Annotated in this window: 11 protein-coding genes; 5 read left to right on the forward strand and 6 right to left on the reverse strand. The window is 36.3% G+C overall.

Features of this window, described 5'->3' with window-relative positions; genetic code table 11:
• Positions 1-29 precede the first annotated feature (29 nt).
• From FNW52_RS14525 to leuC, 6 genes are all read right to left on the reverse strand, one after another.
• A complete protein-coding gene (locus FNW52_RS14525; protein ID WP_143378173.1) occupies positions 30-554 on the reverse strand; it encodes an ORF6N domain-containing protein in 525 nt (174 codons plus the stop codon).
• A 3-nt stretch (positions 555-557) separates the two neighbouring features.
• Positions 558-1,070: a GNAT family N-acetyltransferase gene (locus FNW52_RS14530; protein WP_143378174.1), complete on the reverse strand. Its 513-nt coding sequence runs from the start codon at positions 1,068-1,070 to the stop codon at positions 558-560.
• 8 nt (positions 1,071-1,078) lie between these two features.
• Complete coding sequence (locus tag FNW52_RS14535) at positions 1,079-1,783, reverse strand: class I SAM-dependent methyltransferase (protein ID WP_143378175.1); 705 nt, start codon at positions 1,781-1,783, stop codon at positions 1,079-1,081.
• A gap of 16 nt (positions 1,784-1,799) precedes the next feature.
• Positions 1,800-2,108: an antibiotic biosynthesis monooxygenase gene (locus FNW52_RS14540; protein WP_255515606.1), complete on the reverse strand. Its 309-nt coding sequence runs from the start codon at positions 2,106-2,108 to the stop codon at positions 1,800-1,802.
• Between the two features lie 72 nt (positions 2,109-2,180).
• A complete protein-coding gene (gene leuD / locus FNW52_RS14545) occupies positions 2,181-2,777 on the reverse strand; it encodes a 3-isopropylmalate dehydratase small subunit (RefSeq protein ID WP_143378176.1) in 597 nt (198 codons plus the stop codon).
• A 163-nt stretch (positions 2,778-2,940) separates the two neighbouring features.
• Positions 2,941-4,338, reverse strand: a complete 1,398-nt coding sequence (leuC, locus tag FNW52_RS14550) for a 3-isopropylmalate dehydratase large subunit (RefSeq protein WP_143378177.1) — start codon at positions 4,336-4,338, stop codon at positions 2,941-2,943.
• A 941-nt stretch (positions 4,339-5,279) separates the two neighbouring features.
• Between leuC and dnaE the strand changes: the two genes are divergently transcribed.
• The 5 genes from dnaE to trxA all read left to right on the forward strand — a co-directional run bounded on the left by dnaE (position 5,280) and on the right by trxA (position 14,393).
• Complete coding sequence (gene dnaE, locus FNW52_RS14555) at positions 5,280-9,803, forward strand: DNA polymerase III subunit alpha (protein ID WP_143378178.1); 4,524 nt, start codon at positions 5,280-5,282, stop codon at positions 9,801-9,803.
• A gap of 354 nt (positions 9,804-10,157) precedes the next feature.
• A complete protein-coding gene (locus FNW52_RS14560) occupies positions 10,158-11,093 on the forward strand; it encodes an outer membrane beta-barrel protein (RefSeq protein ID WP_143378179.1) in 936 nt (311 codons plus the stop codon).
• Between the two features lie 354 nt (positions 11,094-11,447).
• Positions 11,448-12,680 carry an MFS transporter gene (locus tag FNW52_RS14565; protein ID WP_143378180.1) on the forward strand — a complete coding sequence of 411 codons (1,233 nt, stop codon included), beginning with the start codon at positions 11,448-11,450 and terminating at the stop codon, positions 12,678-12,680.
• 310 nt (positions 12,681-12,990) lie between these two features.
• On the forward strand, positions 12,991-13,881 hold the full coding sequence (locus FNW52_RS14570) for a hypothetical protein (protein ID WP_143378181.1): 891 nt from the start codon (positions 12,991-12,993) through the stop codon (positions 13,879-13,881).
• 194 nt (positions 13,882-14,075) lie between these two features.
• Complete coding sequence (gene trxA / locus FNW52_RS14575; protein WP_024980008.1) at positions 14,076-14,393, forward strand: thioredoxin; 318 nt, start codon at positions 14,076-14,078, stop codon at positions 14,391-14,393.
• Positions 14,394-14,438 lie beyond the last annotated feature (45 nt).

Here is a 14,438-nt window from a genome sequence, read left to right on the forward strand (position 1 = left end):
TAGTACTATTTGCTTTTGGCTAGAATATTCTAATCGTTTTTGTATCCAATTTTTACTCGTGGTTTTTCATCTTCCGCTTTTGCATTTAGTTCGTCTAAATAGGAAAACACCAATTCAATATTCTTATCGTGATTTTCGAGTTTCTTCTGTATTTGCACTATGTTAATCTTCATCTCACTAGTGTCCAGAAGCATTTGCTTTACTTTTGTGAAAGTACGCATGATTTGAATATTTGTTTGAATAGCTTTGTCGCTTTTAAGTATACTAGAAAGCATCATCACACCATGTTCCGTGAAGGCAAAAGGAAGCTTTCGGGTTCCACCCCAACTTGATGTCACAATTTGTGATATCAAGTTGTCAAATTCAACTTTTGAAACCTCAAACATAAAGTCATCAGGAAATCGCCCGATATTTCGTTTAACGGCTTGATTTAAAACTCTTGTTTCTACTCCATAAAGTGTTGCCAAGTCTCGGTCTAGCATTACTTTTTGATTTCGAATAATGTAAATCTTATCCGTAATTGTTTCTTCTGAAATTATCAAATTACTACTCATCGGTTATATCTTTTTCGCTTCAATTTCAAATAAGCTCAATGTTATTCCTTCATAATGTTTGGGTAAACCTTCATAATCTGGGGTAATAATTCCAAGGAAATTAAAACCACATTTTTGATAATAGTCAATTAAAGACTGATTGTCTCCCCAAGTATCCATTCTCAAAAAATCCAAACCATTCTCTTTTGCAAATGGCAATCCCCAATCGATTATTTTTTCTACAAAATGCTGCCCTCTAAATTTCGGATGCGTTACTATTCGATGAAAATAGACGGCTTTGTCTTCATTGTTCTCTTTCCAAATACTTTTGTCCTCAAATGTTATGGCAAAGACACAAGCAATTTCGTTATCAATTGTAATTTTCCATTGGCGATTTTCAGAGATTTCTTTTTCTACTAATGCTCTGTCAAAACCTTGCCATTGTTTGTTGAATTTGGTTTTTTGATAGTCAATCGCTATATCATAAAATTCAAAAATGGAATCTATATCTTCAATCGTGCTGAGTTTGAAATCCATCGTATGTATTATTTTATACCTCCAAACACGGAGAAATTACTATTTTTATGTAAAACATCTACATACGAAAAGCCTACTTTTTTCAATACATCTAATTGATACATTACAGACCGCGGTGTGTCTTCTTTGGCGACATAAGCAAATACATTTTCTTGATACGCTTTGCCTCCAACACCTTCCAAATAGTCGGCATAACGCTTCCACATCAATTGGTCAATAGCGGGATGGTCGTGTTTAATTAAATCTGAAATCCAGAAACAACCTCCCTTTTTTAAACTTTTATATATTTTGGTAAAAACCATTTCCCATTCTTCATCTTCTCTCAAATGGTGCATCGCAGCTCCAGTTACCACAATATCAAATGTATCATTAGGCAATTCCATATTCAAAAAATCCGTTTGAATAGTAGTGATTTTCCCTTCTGAAACTTTAGAAATTCTTTCTTTTGCTTTATCCAACATCGGTTGGCTTAAATCAATCAAAGTGGAATCAAAATCAGGAATAAGCCCTAATAATTTCAAAGAATAATTACCGGCACCACAGCCCAAATCCAAAACTTGTTTGGCGTGAGGACAACAGGCACTGGCCGCTTGGGTCAATAATTCTAAACTCAAAGTCGCATCAACAGTACTGATTTGGCCCGTTTCTAAATTAGAAAAACGCTCTACTTCGTTGTCAAAACGCTGTTGTATTTCAGATAATGTTGATTTCATTTTTTATAATTTAAAATTATTTTTTATGTTCCAAAACCATTTCATAATGTTCCACAACCGGGAACGGGTTATAATAATGGTGCAACAATTTTTTCCATTCTAAATAGGTTTCTGATTCTCTAAAGCCAATTGTATGATCTTCTAATTTCTCCCAATCAACCAGTAACAGATATTTATTTTCTTCCTCGATGCATTTTCTCAAACTGTGACTCACAAAACCCGGAATGGATTGGATATACTGACTGGCAATCGCGAAGTCTTTTTCAAAATGATGTTCTTCTCCTTTTATTACCTGCAGAATGGCCATTTCTAAAATCATATTCATTTTTTATTTATAAACCCGACAGATTTTAAAAATATGTCGGGTTTCTTACTAAAACTAAATTGTATTAATTTTTTAGTAAGGCAGTTTGTCTGCAAATCCGGTGATTTCTTCTTTGATGTTTTGTAAATAGTCAATATCATCAAAACCGTTAACCATATTGTCTTTTTTATATCCAGAGATGTCAAAAGACTCTTTTTGACCCGTAGCTTTAAGCGTAATGGTTTGCTCAGGCAAATTGATCTCCAATTCTGTTTTTGGATCCGCTTCGATAGCTTTGAAAATAGTTTCGGCAAATTCAGGGCTTACTTGTACCGGTAATACACCAATGTTCAAGCAATTCCCCTTGAAAATATCTGCAAAGAAACTAGAAACAACCGCACGAAATCCATAATCGTAAACCGCCCAAGCTGCGTGCTCTCTAGAAGAACCTGAACCAAAGTTTTTTCCGCCTACTAATATTTTTCCGCTATAAGTTGCGTCATTCAAAACGAAATCGGTTTTTGGAGTATCATCTCCATTGTATCTCCAGTCTCTAAAAAGGTTGTCTCCAAAAGCTTCCCGTTTGGTAGCTTTCAGGAAACGAGCTGGAATGATTTGATCGGTATCCACGTTTTCTATTGGTAGTGGCACTGCACTACTAGTAAGGATGGTAAATTTATCGTATGCCATGGGAATTTTAGATTTTAGATTAACGATTTTAGATTGTTGATTTCTGTGTAGAAATCAAATCTTGACCGCTAATTTTTGTATAATATATATTGTAAAAAGTCACTGCAATAAAGAATTTAGTATTCCAACGAAATCTGAAATCAAAAATCGTTAATCTACATTCTTAAATCATCAAATCTCTAGGATCTGTCAGTTTTCCAGTAACGGCAGCGGCAGCAGCCATAATTGGACTAGCCAATAACGTTCTTGAACCAGGACCTTGACGACCTTCGAAGTTTCTGTTTGATGTACTTACCGCATATTTTCCGGCAGGAACTTTGTCATCATTCATGGCCAAACAAGCTGAACATCCCGGCTGACGCAATACGAAACCAGCTTCAGTAAGAATATCCAAAAGACCTTCTTCTTTAATCTGCGCTTCCACAACGTGAGAACCTGGAACTAGCCAAGCCGTAACATTGTCTGCTTTTTTTCTGCCTTTAACAATTTCGGTAAAAGCTCTAAAATCTTCGATACGACCATTGGTGCAACTTCCCAAGAAAACAAAATCAATTGGTTTGCCAATCATTACGTCATTTTCGTGGAAGCCCATGTAAGCCAAAGATTTTTTATAGGTTTCCTCGCCACCTTCCACTTGGTTGGCATTCGGAATATTTTTTGAGATACCAATTCCCATTCCAGGATTGGTTCCGTAAGTAATCATTGGTTCAATATCCGCTGCGTCGATATTCAATTCAGCATCAAAAACGGCGTCAGCATCAGTTTTCAAGGTTTTCCAATATTCGACTGCTTTTGTCCAAGTTTCTCCTTTTGGAGCATACAAGCGTCCTTCCAAGAAATCGAAAGTTTTTTGGTCAGGAGCAATCATACCACCACGAGCACCCATTTCGATACTCAAGTTACAAACCGTCATACGACCTTCCATAGACATTTCTTCAAAAACATTTCCGGCATATTCCGCAAAATATCCTGTTCCGCCCGAAGTTGTCAATTGTGCAATGATGTACAAAGCCACATCTTTAGGACCCACACCTTTGCTCAAAGTTCCGTTTACGTTGATACGCATTTTCTTTGGTTTTGGCTGCATAATACATTGCGTAGCCATAACCATTTCCACCTCCGAAGTTCCGATACCAAAAGCAATCGCTCCAAAAGCACCGTGAGTAGAAGTGTGGGAATCACCACAAACGATAGTCGCACCAGGCAATGTAATTCCGTTTTCAGGTCCTACAACGTGAACAATACCATTTTTTTGATGTCCCAATCCCCAGTGTGAAATACCATATTCAGCTGCATTGTCTTCCAGCGCTTTCAATTGATTGGCAGATAAAGCATCAGCAACCGGTAAGTGTTGGTTTATAGTAGGAGTGTTGTGATCGGCTGTTGCAAAAGTACGCTCAGGGTACAATACCTTGATGCCTCTTTCTTTTAAACCTAAAAAAGCTACAGGACTAGTCACTTCGTGAATAAAATGACGGTCAATAAAAAAGACATCTGGTCCATCTGCTATTTTACGCACCACGTGCGAATCCCATACTTTGTCGAATAATGTAGTACTCATTTTAACTATTTTTTAGTGTATTTCTCTTTTATAATCTGGACAATTTCCTAACAATTATATCATTGGCCACAAATTTAGAAAAGAAAAGAAAGTGGTCAATTTCGAAAAGTCGTTTTATACGATACCCAAAAGGTGTTTACGACTCCGTAGTACTTTAGTTGGTTGTTATGACTAAAATTCACTCTTTTCAATTTGACTTTCAATTTCTTTTCAAAGTTGTTTCGATACTGTTTGTTGTGTTTTTGATAATTCGTAAATTTATCGTAAAAAAAGCATGTAAAACGGAGATTTGTTTAAAAAATAACCACAAAACATTTAAAAATGGTGATTATTGTTGTGGTTTGTATCGTGGCTGTTTTGTAAAAATGAATAGAAAAATCAATTTATTGAGCTATAAATGATGTGTTATTGGCGTTTTTCGCCTCCCTTTTTTTTAGAAAAAACTACGACATCCAAAAAGGAGAAGAAATAAATATTAGATGTTTTGAAGAGCTGTTTTTGAAAGAAACCAAAGTTGTAAATCAGTTCAAAAATAAGTTGGGCGTGCCACCATTAGGAAAAGGGGCCAACTGATTATTGCGCTCATTCGGCCCCTTTCCCTAATACTGTCGGGCTATCTGGGCTACTTCGGTAGCTTCCGTCTATCCCTCACGCGCTCGCAACAACATTTGAGGGACTCAAGAAGTGTTTTTTCACGAATGAAATTTAAAACTTACACCTTAAACTTTATTTTGTGAAATGCCATTTTTGTTAATAACTTAAGGGCCTCAATCTATATAAAAAACCTAAATTTGACCCTCCACCATTTTGTGTTTCAATACTTTTTATAGTCCATGAAATCAATATTTTAAGATTACGAAGTACTATGACTTGAACCCATTGGACGAACAGGCGAAGCAATTTGGAATTTGGAATTTTTTAATTTGTTTTTTTATAAAAGTATGTACTTAATATTCGATACCGAAACCACAGGATTACCCAAGAAATGGGGTGCACCCATTTCTGACACAGACAACTGGCCAAGATGCATACAAATCGCATGGCAGTTGCACGATGATATGGGGAAACTCATTGAGCATCAGGATTATTTGGTAAAACCAGATGGGTTTAATATTCCGTATGACGCCGAACGTATTCACGGAATCTCTACCGAGTTGGCCGAAGCCGAGGGTATTTCTTTGGGTGAAGTTTTGGAGAAATTCAACGTGACGCTGGGCAAAGCCAAGTTTATTGTGGGTCAGAATCTAGGTTTTGATATCAATATTATGGGCTGCGAATTCTATAGAATGGGAGTCGATTCCCCTATGGGTGCGATGCCAATTTTGGATACCTGTACCGAGGTTACTGCTTCTTTATTGAAATTACCCGGAGGACGTGGAGGGAAATTTAAATTACCTACGTTAACAGAATTACACTCTTATCTTTTTAACAAACCTTTTGCGGAAGCGCACAACGCCACTGCCGATGTCGAGGCAACTACCCGTTGTTTCTTGGAATTAATCCGTAGAGATATTTTTACCAAAGAAGAACTCGATGTTGAAGTAGGTTATTTCAAGGATTTTAAAAGTAAAAATCCGCATGAAATTGAGCTGATAGGTTTAAAACATATCAATCTAAAAGAAGCTTCGGATAAAATCCGACTTCAATTTGGAGAGAAACAAGCTGTTTCGGTTTCCAAAGAAGAACTGAATGAGAATAAAAAGGTATTAGTCGATGCGCCTTTTGTGCATTTACACAATCATACACAGTTTTCGGTTTTGCAATCCACCATCAGTATTGCGGCATTGGTCAAAGCAGCGGCACAACAAAAAATGCCTGCGGTGGCGATGACGGATCACGCCAATTTGATGGGTGCTTTCCATTTTGTTCGCGATATTTTGGCTCATAATAAAAATGCCAATGCCAAGAATAAAGCAGCCATAGAAAACGGCGAGGAACCTACCGAAGTTCCTATGAAACCAATTGTAGGTTGCGAATTTTTTGTCTGTGAAGACCATAAAAACAAGTCTGTTAAGGATAATGGGTATCAAATAGTACTTTTGGCGAAGACCAAAAAAGGCTATCATAATTTGGCCAAAATGTCTTCTATCGCTTATACCGAAGGGTTTTATTATGTACCCAGAATAGATCGAAAAGTCATTCAGCAGTACAAAGAAGATATTATTGTCTTGTCTGGAAATCTCTATGGTGAAATCCCAAACAAAGTCTTAAATCTTGGAGAAAACCAAGCCGAAGAAGCTTTGCTTTGGTGGAAAAATGAATTCCAAGAGGATTTCTATATCGAGTTGATGCGTCACAATCAAGAGGATGAAAATCGGGTGAACGCTTCCTTGATTACGTTGGCAAGAAAGCACGAAGTAAAACTGATTGCGACCAATAATATTTTTTATATTGATAAAGAGAATGCCAATGCACACGATATTTTGCTTTGTGTGCGCGATGGTGAAAAACAAACTACGCCAATAGGTCGTGGTCGTGGCTATCGTTTCGGATTGCCAAATCAGGAGTATTATTTCAAATCGGGTGATGAGATGAAACAGCTCTTTGCCGATTTGCCCGAAGCTATTTCGAATATTTCGGAGATTGTCGATAAGATAGAAATTTTCGATTTAGCACGAGAAGTATTGCTTCCTAAATTTGAAATTCCAGTTGAATTTAATGATCCCGAAGATGAAAAAGACGGCGGTGTACGAGGGGAAAATGCCTATTTGAGACACCTTACTTTTGAAGGCGCCAATCGCAGGTATCCTGAAATTACAGAAGAAATTCAAGAGCGATTGGATTTCGAGTTATTGACCATAAAGAATTCGGGTTATCCGGGGTATTTCCTGATTGTACAGGATTTAATTGCCGAGGCCAGAAGCATGGGCGTTTCAGTGGGGCCGGGAAGGGGATCTGCGGCGGGATCGGTGGTGGCGTATTGTTTGAAAATCACCAATATCGACCCCTTGATGTACAACCTGCTTTTTGAGCGTTTCTTGAATCCCGATCGTGTGTCACTACCCGATATTGATATCGATTTTGATGATGAAGGACGTAGTAGCGTAATGGATTATGTGATTCGAAAGTACGGATCCAAGCAAGTGGCACAGATTATTACCTATGGTAAAATGGCAACCAAATCCGCGATTCGAGATACGGCGCGGGTACTGGATTTGCCATTGTTTGAAGCCGATAAAATTGCGAAGCTGATTCCGGGAATGATGCCATCCAAGTGGAATTTGGCTCGTTTTTTGAATGAGAAAGAAGATGTAATTAAGAAAGCGGTTCGCCCAGAAGAGTATGATAAGATTAAGGAATTAATCGAAATTGCCGGCCAAGGAGATTTAGGAGGAGAAACCATTCAGCAGGCCAAGGTCTTAGAAGGGAATTTACGAAACACGGGGATTCACGCCTGTGGGGTGATTATCACGCCAAGCGACATTACCAATTTCGTTCCTGTAGCTACCGCCAAGGATTCGGATTTGTTTGTTACCCAGTTTGATAACTCGGTGGTTGAAAGTGCCGGTTTGTTGAAGATGGACTTCTTGGGTCTGAAGACCCTTACTCTGATCAAAGACACCGTTAAATTAGTAAAATACAGAAGCAACATAGATCTCGATCCCGACACATTTCCTATTGATGATTTAAAAACCTATGAACTTTTTCAACGTGGAGAAACGGTAGGGATTTTTCAATATGAGAGTCCGGGGATGCAAAAATACATGAAGGAATTGAAGCCAACGGTTTTTCCCGATTTGATTGCCATGAATGCCTTGTACCGTCCAGGACCGATTGCCTATATCCCAAGTTTTGTAAAAAGAAAAAATGGCGAAGAGGAAATTATTTATGACTTGGATGCCTGCGAAGAATTACTAAAAGACACCTACGGAATTACCGTTTACCAAGAACAGGTAATGCTTTTGTCCCAAAAACTGGCGGATTTCTCTAAAGGGGATGCCGACGTTTTGCGTAAAGCGATGGGAAAAAAACAAAAGGATGTACTGGATAAAATGAAACCTAAATTTGTGAATCAGGCTGTCGCCAAAGGGCATGCCGCAGACAAATTAGAAAAAATATGGAAAGACTGGGAAGCCTTTGCGGAATACGCCTTTAATAAATCGCACTCGACTTGCTATGCTTGGGTGGCTTATCAAACGGCTTATCTAAAAGCCAATTATCCTGCTGAATATATGGCGGCGGTTTTGTCTAATAATATGAGTGACATTAAGCAGGTTTCTTTCTTTATGGAAGAGTGTAAACGTATGGGATTGCAGGTTCTTGGGCCTGATGTCAATGAATCGTTTTACAAGTTTACCGTAAATGATGATTATGCGGTACGTTTTGGAATGGGAGCCATAAAAGGGGTGGGTTCTGGAGCTGTTGCAACCATAGTAGATAACAGAAAAGACGGAAAATACAAGTCTATTTTTGACTTGACCAAGCGTATTGATTTGCGTGCGGCGAATAAAAAAGCACTGGAGAATTTGATTCTGGCAGGTGGATTTGATTCGTTTGAAGGAACCACAAGAGCTCAATATTTTCATGATGATGGGGACGGAATTACGTTCTATGAAAAATCGATTAAGTATGGATCTAAATTTCAGGAGAATGAAAATTCATCGCAGGTAAGTTTGTTTGGCGAAAGCAGCGATGTGCAAATTGCCGAACCCATAGTACCTCCTTGCGAAGACTGGAGCACGATGGAAAAACTAGCCAAAGAGAAAGAGGTGGTTGGGATTTATATTTCGGGTCACCCGCTGGATGACTATAAGTTTGAGATGAAATATTTTTGCAATGCCAAATTGGAAGCCTTAAAAAACATGGAGTTTTATGTAGGGAAGGGCCTCACTTTTGGAGGGATTATTACCAATGTGCAACACCGTGTGGCTAAGAACGGAAAAGGATGGGGGACTTTTATGCTCGAAGGATATGACGAAAGTTATGAATTTAAAATTTTTGGTGAAGAGTATTTAAAATTCAGGCATTTCTTTATTCAAAACAATTTTACGTTTATGAAAGTGATGATAAAAGAAGGTTGGGTGAATCAGGATACAGGTAAAAAAACCGATCCTAGAATGCAATTTGTATTGGTGCAATACTTGCAGGATGTGTTGAGCACTTTTGCCAAAAAGTTAATCCTTTTGTTGAATGTAAATGACTTGGAGACCGAATTTATTCATAAACTGAATCGGCTTTTTCAAGAAAACAAGGGAGATAACACCGTAGCTTTTGAAATTATGGAGTTGGAAAAAACAAAGCGAATCGTAGAAACGGCAACGGAGTTTACTGAAAATGAAGAGGAATCTTTTGTGGATGAAAATGAAGAAGCGGTCGAAACGACACAGACTAAAACAGTTACAGAGGTCGAAGAAATAAAAGTGGTAACCAAATTGTCGATGCCAAGCCGAAAGCTGAAAATTCAAATCTCGAACGAATTATTGTTCGAATTAGAGAAAATGCATGTTAATTTTAAATTGAATTAAAGGAAAAACGAATTATTTAACATAAAAGCACTTAGATGAAACGATACAAGGTTTTGTCTAAGTGTTTTTTTTATGTTAAATAATTGATGAAATTGTATGCGTGCATTCAATTTATTGATAAATCAAACGTTAAAAAACATTTTTTTGTTTTTGTTATAATATTATTCTGCTTAAACTGTAAATTTTAGATTCTAAATATTAGCAATTTACTTATGGAATTATAGTGATTTTAACTATATTGATGCGTTATGTTAAAAACAATTAATACAAAACAATTATTTTGTGTTATTCCGTATTGCTATGTTTTAGGTATAGTGAAATAAATATATTTTTGTTGAAATTAAAATTTCAAAAATGAAAGCAAAAATATTTTTATTCGGATTATTAGTTTCTACTATGACTATGGTAGGACAAACTACAGGTACTACAGACAGTAAGCCAGAAACTTGGTATTTTAAATTAGGAGGTTCTTATTTTGTACAAACAGCTGCGACAGAGTTTCCAACTGTTTCTGGTGCATTGCCAAACACTGATGTGTATGCTGCAAACGGGAGTACTTTAGTCTCTAGAGAAACAAATCATGGTTCTTTTGGAGAAGGATTCCGTACAGGTTTAAATGTTGGATATCGTTTTTCACCACGTTTAGGTGTTGAGATGGGATTTAATTATTTCACTGGAAAAGACAAAACTATGGTTGAAACGGTAAATAAACTAGCAGGAGCTGGGCCTACTTTTGCAACAGGTACAGCTGAAGGAAAAATCACTGCTTTTGATTTAGCTCCAGCAATTGTTTTGTTTTTAGGTGAAACTCATGGTTTTGAACCTTATACTAAAGTAGGAGTTATTGTTCCTATAGTTGGAGATTTGACGATTGAAACAAATAGAACGTATACTAATCCACTTGGAACTACAAATACTTATTCTAAAGATGTTGTATTGCCAAATCCAACAGTTGGATTTATGGCAGCTTTAGGTACTTCTTATAAATTAGGTAAAAACATTTCTCTTTTTGCTGAGTTGGAATACCGTAACTTTACTGTTCATGGAAAAACTAAAGAAACAAAAAAATACACAGAGAATGGTGTAGATAAATTGAACACAACTACATCTTTTAGAGATGGATCTTATTCTTCAAATCATGTAAATTATGTTGAGCAAATTAATACTACTTCAAATACTAAGGTAACTAATTCAGCTGGTTTTGATAAAGATAAGGCTACCGATGATATTAGTTCTTATGTTGGAATTAGTGGATTAGGTTTGACTTTTGGATTGAAATACAGTCTATAATCAAATGCGATTGAAATACACTAAAGACCTTCTGAAAAGAGGGTCTTTTTTTTAGGAGTAAATGTCTTGAAATCCCTGATGTCCTAGCCCTGATAGTAGTGAAAATCCTTTTATTACCCTGTCAGGGTTCAAAACCCTGACAGGGTAATAAAAGATTGCAACGGATAGCAGGAAATAGCTCCTAATCATGTAAGCCGATAGTTTACGGTAATAAAATGCAATTAGAATGAAAACCAATTATTCTGTTTGATAAAATCATAAAGAGTCTTTCGGTTCTAGAAGTGATTGACCTGAAAATAAAAAGTAAACTTAAAAAATAGCTGTACCTTTGCCGCTTTTCCCAAAGAAACCCCAATGAAAACTTATATAAATACCTACATAAATAACTTTAGAGGTTTCTCTAAAGAGATTTGGATACTAGCTCTTATTACCTTTATTAACCGTGCTGGCGCAATGGTAATGCCGTTTTTGGCCAAATACTTGCACGAATATCTTTCGTTTTCTTTTGAAGATGTGGGTTGGATGATGGCTTGTATAGGACTTGGGTCTCTTGTAGGGACTTGGATTGGCGGGAAACTTACGGATAGAATTGGGTTTTATACGATCATGCTTTTGAGTTTGCTACTGGCGGGGTTTGGGTTTATATCCTTGGTGTTTCTTTATGATTTTACCGAAATTTGTATTGGATTGTTTGTAATTAGTGTCATTGCAGATATGTACAAGCCTGCAATGTATGTGGCTGTGGGGAATTTTAGCACCAAAGAAAATCAAACAAGATCATTGACATTGATTCGTCTTGCGGTAAATCTAGGGTTGGTTTCTGGGCCTGTTTTGGGAGGACTTATTGTTGCTTCTGGTAATTATGAATACCTTTTTTGGGCGGATGGACTGACTTGTGTTATTGCAATTGTAGTTTTTATGTTACTCATTGATGAACGTAAAATTACGAATTCACAAATGCTTAAGGTCGAGGAGGCTAAGGTTAGTTTTAGTGTTTTTAGTGATTCTAATTACATCGTTTTTTTGTGTGCTAGTTTTGTTACTGCATTTTTGTTCTTTCAATTGTTTACGACCATTCCGGTTTACAATACGACTAAATTTCACCTCAATGCAATCGAGATTGGGTTGATTTTATCTTTAAATGGGTTGCTTATTTTTTTGCTAGAAATGCCTTGTGTAAGCTATTTAGAAAAAAGAAAAATGGAACCTTCTAGAGTTATACTTTTCGGTTCGTTTTTTATGCTATCAGGTTTCTTTTGTTTGCTTGTTGCTAATTGGATTCCAGTGCTGTTATTGAGTATTGTCTTGATTACGATTGGAGAGATTTTGATTTTTTCGTTTTCGAATACCTTTGCATTATCCCGAGCCAAAAAAGGTTTCGGCGGGCGATATATGGCAATGTACACGATGAGTTTTAGCTTAGCCCAAATCTTGAGCCCCAAAATAGGATTTGCTGTAATTGGAAAATACAGCTTTATGACTAACTGGATACTGATGTGTGTCATTGGAATTTTGGGTATTGTTTTGTATTTTTCATTAAACAGAAAAATTAATACCGAAAAAAGAGCTTCGGTTGTCCTTAAATAAGGATATTTAGTAGTTATTCAACCTTTTGTTAGATTTGTAACTTGTTAAGAGGGCGAAATTTAGCACGGATTTAAATCCATGTAATTTCTGATTGCAATTTTCTCAAATCATTTGTATCTATAGTATAAGTAGTTATGTGTAATTTGCCTTTGAACGAGACAAAAAGCAGCAAGATCTCATTAAAAAACGGACTTAGATTGAGCTTTTTTATGTAAATTTCGGACACATTCATGCAGTGACTTACAAATCTCCGATGTTGTTTATTACTAGTTGAACGCAAGACTTATCATTAAAATAAAATCCGAAAAAGATGGAAAATGAACAATTGAGCAATAATTTAATCAATAAAAGTTTCAAAACGGTTATCGTTATATTGATATTAGTACTATTAAGCGGGTTGTTTTATGTTTATAAAAGGGCGGATCGTTCTAAAAGTGTCATTGTAACACTCCAAAATCAAAAGGCATATACCTTGAAAGAGTTGCGATTATCGGAGTCGAAACTTAATAAAGTCATGGTCAACAATAACAACTTGTCTAAGCAACTAGCAACTGAACGAGCCAAATTAAAAAAACTAATCGCAGAGTATCAAAAAGCAGATGTGACTGAAAGCTTGAATTTAAAGTTTCAGAAAAAATCGCAAGACCTTCAGAACAACGTTTTTTTCTTGATGAAAGAATTGGATAGATACAAGAAAAAGGCCGACAGTACAAGCGTAGCACTAGTTACAACAAAGAAAACTAACGATAATTTACTGTCTAAGAACAGCGACTTGAAAACTCAAAACAAGAGTTTGAATACTAAAATTGAAGGAGCGGCAGTATTATCGTATCTTGATTTTAAAATTACTCCTTACAAGTTAAGAAATTCAGGAAAGCAAATAGAAACTGACAAAGCAAGTAGAGCTGATTTGTTGAAATTAAGCTTTACGATTGCCGAAAATAGATTGTCTAAAGCCAAAGAGAAAAAATATTACATTCAAGTTATAGACAACACTAATAATGTTTTGGGCGATAATAAAACCATACTTTTTGGCAAAAAAAGCCTTAGTTACAGCATAGAGAGCAACGTAAATTATAAAAACAAGTCGGTTACAATTGACACTGAAATTCCGGTAAGTGATTTGACCAAAGGAATGTATTATGCCAATGTTTTTGATGATTCTAATATGGTTTTATCAACAAGCTTTGATTTAAAATAAACGGCTGATTTCATAAAATAAAAGTGTGATAAATGAATTAAAGCTAGATCTCGAAAACCGGAGTAGGGTTGAAAATAGCTATTAGCAATGCTTTTATAATGAAAACTAATTTAGGAATGGCATTTGGTTGGTTTTTAATTTCTAAATTTGTTCCCTAGTTAAAAATAAGTATTTAAATATAAAAAAAAAATAGTATGGCATTAGCAATAACAGACGCTACTTTTGAAGAAGTAGTTTTGAAATCAGACAAACCGGTAATGGTAGATTTTTGGGCAGCTTGGTGTGGACCTTGTAGAATGGTTGGGCCAATCATTGACGAACTAAGCAACGAGTACGAAGGGAAAGTAGTTGTAGGGAAAGTTGATGTAGATGCAAACCAAGAATTTGCTGCAAAATACGGTGTTAGAAACATTCCAACAGTATTGGTTTTCCATAACGGAGAAGTAGTAGGAAAACAAGTTGGAGTGGCTCCAAAACAAACGTATGCAGATAGCTTAGACGCATTGTTGTAATTAATAGTTACAGGAAGCAACGTTGTTTTACAATATAAAGACAAA

It is taken from the genome of Flavobacterium sp. ZT3R18, from assembly GCF_007097385.1.
GTDB lineage: Bacteria > Bacteroidota > Bacteroidia > Flavobacteriales > Flavobacteriaceae > Flavobacterium.

What these genes read in the sequence shown, in the direction of transcription:
- FNW52_RS14525 (WP_143378173.1), bottom strand. Translation starts at nt 554, where the DNA reads ATGAGTAGTAATTTGATAATTTCAGAAGAAACAATTACGGATAAGATT.
- FNW52_RS14530 (WP_143378174.1), bottom strand. Translation starts at nt 1,070, where the DNA reads ATGGATTTCAAACTCAGCACGATTGAAGATATAGATTCCATTTTTGAA.
- FNW52_RS14535 (WP_143378175.1), bottom strand. Translation starts at nt 1,783, where the DNA reads ATGAAATCAACATTATCTGAAATACAACAGCGTTTTGACAACGAAGTA.
- FNW52_RS14540 (WP_255515606.1), bottom strand. Translation starts at nt 2,108, where the DNA reads ATGAATATGATTTTAGAAATGGCCATTCTGCAGGTAATAAAAGGAGAA.
- leuD (WP_143378176.1), bottom strand. Translation starts at nt 2,777, where the DNA reads ATGGCATACGATAAATTTACCATCCTTACTAGTAGTGCAGTGCCACTA.
- leuC (WP_143378177.1), bottom strand. Translation starts at nt 4,338, where the DNA reads ATGAGTACTACATTATTCGACAAAGTATGGGATTCGCACGTGGTGCGT.
- dnaE (WP_143378178.1), top strand. Translation starts at nt 5,280, where the DNA reads ATGTACTTAATATTCGATACCGAAACCACAGGATTACCCAAGAAATGG.
- FNW52_RS14560 (WP_143378179.1), top strand. Translation starts at nt 10,158, where the DNA reads ATGAAAGCAAAAATATTTTTATTCGGATTATTAGTTTCTACTATGACT.
- FNW52_RS14565 (WP_143378180.1), top strand. Translation starts at nt 11,448, where the DNA reads ATGAAAACTTATATAAATACCTACATAAATAACTTTAGAGGTTTCTCT.
- FNW52_RS14570 (WP_143378181.1), top strand. Translation starts at nt 12,991, where the DNA reads ATGGAAAATGAACAATTGAGCAATAATTTAATCAATAAAAGTTTCAAA.
- trxA (WP_024980008.1), top strand. Translation starts at nt 14,076, where the DNA reads ATGGCATTAGCAATAACAGACGCTACTTTTGAAGAAGTAGTTTTGAAA.